Here is a 6,293-nt window from a genome sequence, read left to right on the forward strand (position 1 = left end):
AAATCATTCATGACAACCGCTCCACGACAAAACCAAAGTAGTTTCAGCCAAGGAAAACAACTTTGCAACAGAGCCATCTTTACTCACCTAAACGACGATACGATCACAGAAAACGTGATGAAAAATCATACAATCACACAAGAGTGACGTTTATCTAACGTTATTTATGTGACTTTTTTTCAAAATTAGCATTCCTTGTACGAACTGCGGTCTTTTAGATCGATCTAATTGCAAGTTCTGTTTCGTCATCAGAGATAAAACTCAAGGAGGGCTTATGACAACACCCGTGAAATGGGCTCTGATTGGGGCTAGTAACGTGGCGCACGAGTGGATGATCGACGCCATTCGCTCGCAGCAGGAAGGTATAATTTGCACAGTATTCAGTCAAAATGCTGAAAGAGGAAAAGCTTACGCTCAAGCCAATGGTATTCCACGCAATACAACGCTGCTTGATGATATTCTGCAAGATTCGGAAATTCAGGCGGTATATATCAGTTCTCGAAACGAGTTTCATAAAGAACAGGCTCTTGCTGCCGCGCGTGCCGGGAAGCACGTTCTGTGCGAAAAGCCACTCGCTTTATCGCTGGACGACGCTGAAGACATTGTTAGTGTCTGCCATGAGAGAGGTGTGGTTCTCGGCACCAACCATCATTTACGCTGCTCCGCCGTGCATATTGCTCTTAGAGAACAATTGCGTGCGGGAACAATCGGGAACCTGAATACCGTTCGGGTTTTCCACGCCAATTGTCTTGCCAAGTCAGTGGATGGATGGCGCTTGAACGATGCAGGGGGTGGACTCATCCTCGATAGTACTATTCACGACATCGATACTTTACGCTTTTTACTGGGGACTGAACCGTTGTCTGTGTTTGCCATGACGCAGAGCGGTCGCAAAAGCGTCCCGGGAATTGAAGATGGTCTGATGGCGGTTATGCGCTTCCCTGGAGATGTTCTCGTACAGATTCACGGGTCTTACGCTGTTCCATATGCACCTGGAGGCGTAGAGATTTACGGAGACAAGGCGGCTTTGATCGCGCGAGATTGCATGTCCCAGAAGTCAGTAGGAAGTCTTGCTTTACGAGATGCAGAGGGAGAACAACCAATATCCCTCACTCATCATAATCTTTACCGCTACAGTGTCGCCCGTTTCCTCGGTGCCATCAATGGCAAAGGAACACCTGCCGCAACAGGCGAGGATGGGGTGGCTTCTCTCAGGATTGCACTGGCCCTCAAGGAATCCGTCCGTACAGGACAGGAGATAAAGGTCATCCCATCATGAGCGCAACGACGATGACGACGTCCCTTCCCCTTGATCAGGAGCGGTCTCTGACTATGACTGAAGCATTGTCACAGCGTCCTGAAATGACGCCCGAGGAACTACGTCGTGCTGCATGGACATGCTCTGTTGGGAGCGCCATGGAGTATTACGACTTTGCGCTCTACAGTCTCGCATCAGCGCTGGTATTTGGGCCGCTTTTCTTCCCAAGCACCATTCCTGGCATGGGGTTGGTTGCAAGCTTTGCGACCTATTTCATCGGATTTGCAGTTCGGCCGATTGGCGGTATTTTCTTTGGTCGACTGGGAGACCGTCATGGCCGCAAAAAAGTCCTGCTTCTGACCGTAACACTCATGGGACTGGCGAGTGCAGCCATTGGACTTATTCCATCTTATGCCACAATCGGCATTGCAGCCCCTCTTCTGCTAGTTTTCATGCGTATTCTGCAGGGGTTTGGTGCGGGTGCCGAGCAGGCTGGCGCAGCGGTCATGATGACGGAGTCTGCACCGAAAGAACGTCGCGGATACTTTGCCGCCCTCCCCTTCCTCGGGATTCAGATGGGAACGGTTGCAGCGGGACTGATCTATTTTGGCATGCTCACGGGCGTACCGAATATTGCAGAGACCTGGATATGGCGCGTACCATTTCTAGGGAGTGCGTTTCTTCTCGTCATCGCCCTCTACATGCGGCTGAGACTGAAGGAATCTCCAGCTTTTGCAAAGTTGAAGGAAGAGGAAGAGCATGAAGAAGTCATGCCAATCCGCGAAGTTCTGACCACTTCATGGCGCCCCATCACGGCTGGACTTGGTTTGCGCATGGCCGAAAACGGTGGTTCATCCATCTATCAGGTGCTGTCGATCAGTTACCTCGTGCATACCGTTGGGATGAGCAGCCAATGGGGAACCCTCGCCCTGATTGGAGCCGCGTTTGTTGGTGCTGTTACAATTCCGGGAGCCGGATGGCTGAGTGATCGCTACGGCCGCGTCCGGGTGTATCGTGCATTTGCCATCCTGCAGGCTGTGACCGCTATTCCGGTCTGGTACATTTTTAGTCAGGGAAATCCAGTTCTTTCATTGATTGCATTGTCTCTGGCTCTTGGCGTCGCAACTTGGGGAATGTTCGGTACACAAGGGGCTTTCCTGCCTGAAATGTTCGGGGTCCGACACCGTTATACAGCCGTATCGTTCACGCGTGAATTTTCCTCCGTGATTGCAGGAGGTGTATCTCCCATGGTCGGACAGTTTCTGATCACGATGTTTGCCCGGTTCAACATCGGAGGCGTCTCGAGTGGCAAGTTCGCATGGATACCATTGGCAACCTACGTGATTTTTCTGGCCGGACTTGCGGTTCTGGCAACTTTTTTTATCCCTGAGACCAAGGGAAGAGATCTGATGTCTCACAACGACGTGTTCTAAAAAGTCTGCTTCCTCGCTCTAGAATTTTTTAGGGCACTTCTGACTACCGCCTGACATGCACACGCATCCGCAGACGGATCATGATCAATTCATGCCTGAGGTTTAACATGACATCTGATGTATATTCGCCGTTATCGGACGCTTTGAAACAGTATGCAGACCTCCTTCTGGACGCGCGCAAAACGGGTCATTGCCTGCAACAGATCCCAGCATCTTCTACTCCCCAAAATACAGAAGAGGCTTACGCAATACAGGATCGGGTAGCGCATGCCTTAATGTCATCTTTTGGATCGATCCAAGGGTGGAAGGTTGGCGCTCCAACCCCAGACAGCGAACCTTTTTGTGCTCCACTACATCAAAAGACAATTTTTTCGGGAGATACCAAACTTCCAGTGGATTTCTGTCGCCTCTACGGTGTTGAAGCAGAAATCGCCTATGTTTTTGGCTCATCTCTGCCCATGCGCTCCAAGCCGTGGACAGAGGAGGATATTCGCAAATCCATTGTAAGTGTACACGCCGCAATCGAGATTTTCGACACGCGCTTTTGCACACCCGGATCCCAGTCCGGTTTGGTTCATCTGGCGGATCAGGGAAACCATGGCGCTCTTATTTACGGAGCGCCCCTAGATGACTGGCAACGCCTTGTGCCGGTTGATGAACGGGTCCGTCTCACTTTGAACGGTAAAACACTCATTGATCATACTGGAGGAAATTCCGCCGGTGATCCGATGCGACTTCTTGTCTGGCTTGCCAACCATGCTGCCAAAAGGGGTTTCCCCATACAGACAGGGACGATCGTCACGACAGGGTCCATGACGGGAACTGAATTTGTTTCCGCAGGCACGATCGCTGAAGTCCAGATTGGCCCATTAACGCCTGTTACCGTCACACTTCCTTGAAATAGAATGATGAAAAGGTTTTTTCGGTCATGAAGACGGAAATACTTCTTGTTGAACCCATGATGCCTGAAATCGAAGCTATTCTTGATGCCACATATATTGTGCATCGTTACGATGGTTCGATTATTCCGCCAGATGTTGCCGCGCGTATTCACGGGATTGCAACAGGCGGCGGAACTGGAGTGCCAAACCAGCTAATGCAGAGCCTTTCGAACCTTGAAGTCATTGCTATCAATGGTGTCGGAACGGATGCCGTTGACCTGAAAGAAGCAGCACGACGTAATATTGGCGTAACTACAACCTTGAATGTTTTGACGGATGATGTCGCGGATCTCGCCATGGCACTGATGCTGGCGGCAATGCGTGATCTGGTTCCGGGAGATCAGTTCGTTCGGGATCATCAATGGGGTGTCGGTCAACTTCCCTTGGCTCGTAAAGTGACGGGACAGAAACTCGGAATTGTCGGCATGGGACAGGTCGGGCAGGCTATTGCCAAGCGTGCGCGTGGCTTTGATATGCCTGTTTCCTATTACTCCCGCCATGATCTGTCATTGCCAGAAGCGCCTTTTGTTCCTGACCTGCGAGCACTCGCTGAACAGAGCGATATTCTGGTTGTCTCAGCTTCTGGCGGTGCACAGTCCCGGCATCTCATCAGCCGTGATGTCATGGAAGCCCTTGGTCCGTACGGTTTGCTCGTAAATATTTCCAGAGGCAGCGTTGTAGATGAACACGCCTTGGTAGAACTGCTCGAGCAAGGAAAGCTCGGGAAGGCTGCTCTGGACGTTTTCGAAAGTGAGCCGACGGTTCCAGAGGCCCTTCTCACGATGAAAAACGTTGTTCTCCAGCCTCACCGCGCCAGCGCTACTGTGGAAACACGCCTCCAGATGGGGCGTCTGGTTATTGCCAATCTGGCCGCACATTTTGCTGGTGCACCTCTCCTAACGCCAGTGCAATAACTCTGCGTGGGTCAAGCAGAGGCGTTGTTTCGTCCAGAACAATGTTTCGCTCCGAGGTAATACCATAATGTATTCCCTATTTTTTCGCCGAAGGCTCATTGCCCTTGGTGTTCTCTCGGCCGGGTGGCTATGCACCCAATCCGCCCACGCTCAGTATCGTGGGCCGATCTCCGAAACTGCCCCTCTTTTCGCTCTGGATACTCCAACATCTTACGCCAATACGCCTTTTACGCCACCAGTGGAAAACATGGTCAACCCCTGGGGCAAACTGGTTAAACGCCTCAATAAAAAGGGGATAGGGATTGTCGTGGATTACACGAGCGAAAGTGCCATCGCCTTGAATGCCGGGCATGGCGGTGATGCAGGGTATGCCCACCAGATTGGAGTTGAACTCGATCTGGACTGGGAGAGGCTAATCGGATGGAAAGGTTTCAAGACACATGCCGTCTTCGTTAACCGTGCAGGCCATAATTTAGCATCTGATATGGGGGAACGATCCCTGAATGGCTTCCAAGAAATCTACGGTGGGGGCGGTAATGTTGGCGTGCATTTAGTGTATGTTTACGGAACGCAGGACCTTTACAAAAACCGCATTCAGATTGCTCTAGGCAAAATGCCTGTCAATATCGATTTTGCCAATTCTCCTTTGTTCTGCACGTTTATGAACAAATCGAACTGCGGTATTCCAAAATCCCTCACCCGTGGTGCGGCAGGCTATGCGACGTACCCAGGATCCACATGGGGCACGAGAGTACGATACTGGCCATTACATGGAGTTTACGCTCAGGCTGGCTTGTATGGTGTCAATCCATATCTGAATACAAATAGATACGACCGTACCGGATTTAGAATGGATACCAAGCTTTATACCGGTGTCTATATTCCGGTTGAAATTGGCCTTATTCTATACTTTGGAAAAAATAATCTGGTGGGCCATTACAAATTTGGTGTTGCTTATGATTCTTCGAATTACAGAGACGTCTATTATGACACGTCTTTACAACCTGCTGCGAGAACCGGCCAGCCCTATCGCTGGACTAACGGAAAAACGCAAATTTGGCTTCAGGCAGACCAAATGCTAATCCGTAATGGCAATGGGCCCCTTCATGGCCTTTATGCAATCGCGGGTTTCACGAAAAGTCAGGGGAACAACAGCCCTTATACATATCAGGTCTATGCCGGATTTGTGGACAGAGGAGTCATTCCTAGCCGCTCACAAGATACAATGGGCGTGGAATGGTCTGAAACATTTGCCAGCCCGCAATTGGTCACATCGCAATGGATCCGGTATCGACAAGGCCTTTCTCTGCCAGGGAATGCAGATTATCCGCAGAGTCACGTCATGACATTTGAAGCGACTTACAATATTCACGTTTTCCGTGGCCTTTCGATCCAGCCGGATTATCAACATATTTGGAGAACCAATCTTCAGAAAAACAAGCCAGAGGTTGATGCACTTGGCCTCAAAATCCATGCTGTTCTTTAGCAGGCTCTGTTGCAAAGTTGTTTTCCTTGGCTGAAACTACTTTGGTTTTGTCGCGGAGCGGTTGTCATGAATGATTTCAAGGTTCGTCATTTTCGTGGTGAAGTGATCCTTGGGGCAGTGCGCTGGTATTGCCACTATGGGATCAGCTATCGCGACCTTGAAACCATGTTGGCCGAGCGGGGCACAGGCGCTGATCATTCAACGATTTACCGCTGGGTTCAGCGCTATGCGCCCGAGATGGAAAAGCGTTTACGCTGGTAT

General features: G+C 50.4%; 5 protein-coding genes and 1 pseudogene. All 6 read left to right on the plus strand.

All coding sequences use genetic code 11. The annotated features are described in order from the left end of the window. Positions 1 to 274: 274 nt before the first annotated feature. Positions 275 to 1,279: a Gfo/Idh/MocA family oxidoreductase gene (locus tag LOC54_RS10785; protein WP_279313818.1), complete on the plus strand. Its 1,005-nt coding sequence runs from the start codon at positions 275 to 277 to the stop codon at positions 1,277 to 1,279. Between the two features lie 53 nt (positions 1,280 to 1,332). Continuing rightward, positions 1,333 to 2,691, plus strand: a complete 1,359-nt coding sequence (locus LOC54_RS10790; protein ID WP_279313819.1) for an MFS transporter — start codon at positions 1,333 to 1,335, stop codon at positions 2,689 to 2,691. A 107-nt stretch (positions 2,692 to 2,798) separates the two neighbouring features. Then, on the plus strand, positions 2,799 to 3,590 hold the full coding sequence (locus LOC54_RS10795; protein ID WP_279313820.1) for a 2-keto-4-pentenoate hydratase: 792 nt from the start codon (positions 2,799 to 2,801) through the stop codon (positions 3,588 to 3,590). 29 nt (positions 3,591 to 3,619) lie between these two features. Further along, on the plus strand, positions 3,620 to 4,546 hold the full coding sequence (locus LOC54_RS10800) for a 2-hydroxyacid dehydrogenase (protein WP_279313821.1): 927 nt from the start codon (positions 3,620 to 3,622) through the stop codon (positions 4,544 to 4,546). A 247-nt stretch (positions 4,547 to 4,793) separates the two neighbouring features. After that, positions 4,794 to 6,032 (plus strand): carbohydrate porin, encoded by a 1,239-nt coding sequence (locus LOC54_RS10805; RefSeq protein ID WP_279313822.1) that lies wholly within the window; start codon positions 4,794 to 4,796, stop codon positions 6,030 to 6,032. Between the two features lie 66 nt (positions 6,033 to 6,098). Beyond that, positions 6,099 to 6,293, plus strand: a pseudogene (locus LOC54_RS10810) (IS6 family transposase); the annotation flags it as partial.

The sequence above is a fragment of the Acetobacter sp. AN02 genome, assembly GCF_029759835.1.
GTDB lineage: Bacteria > Pseudomonadota > Alphaproteobacteria > Acetobacterales > Acetobacteraceae > Acetobacter.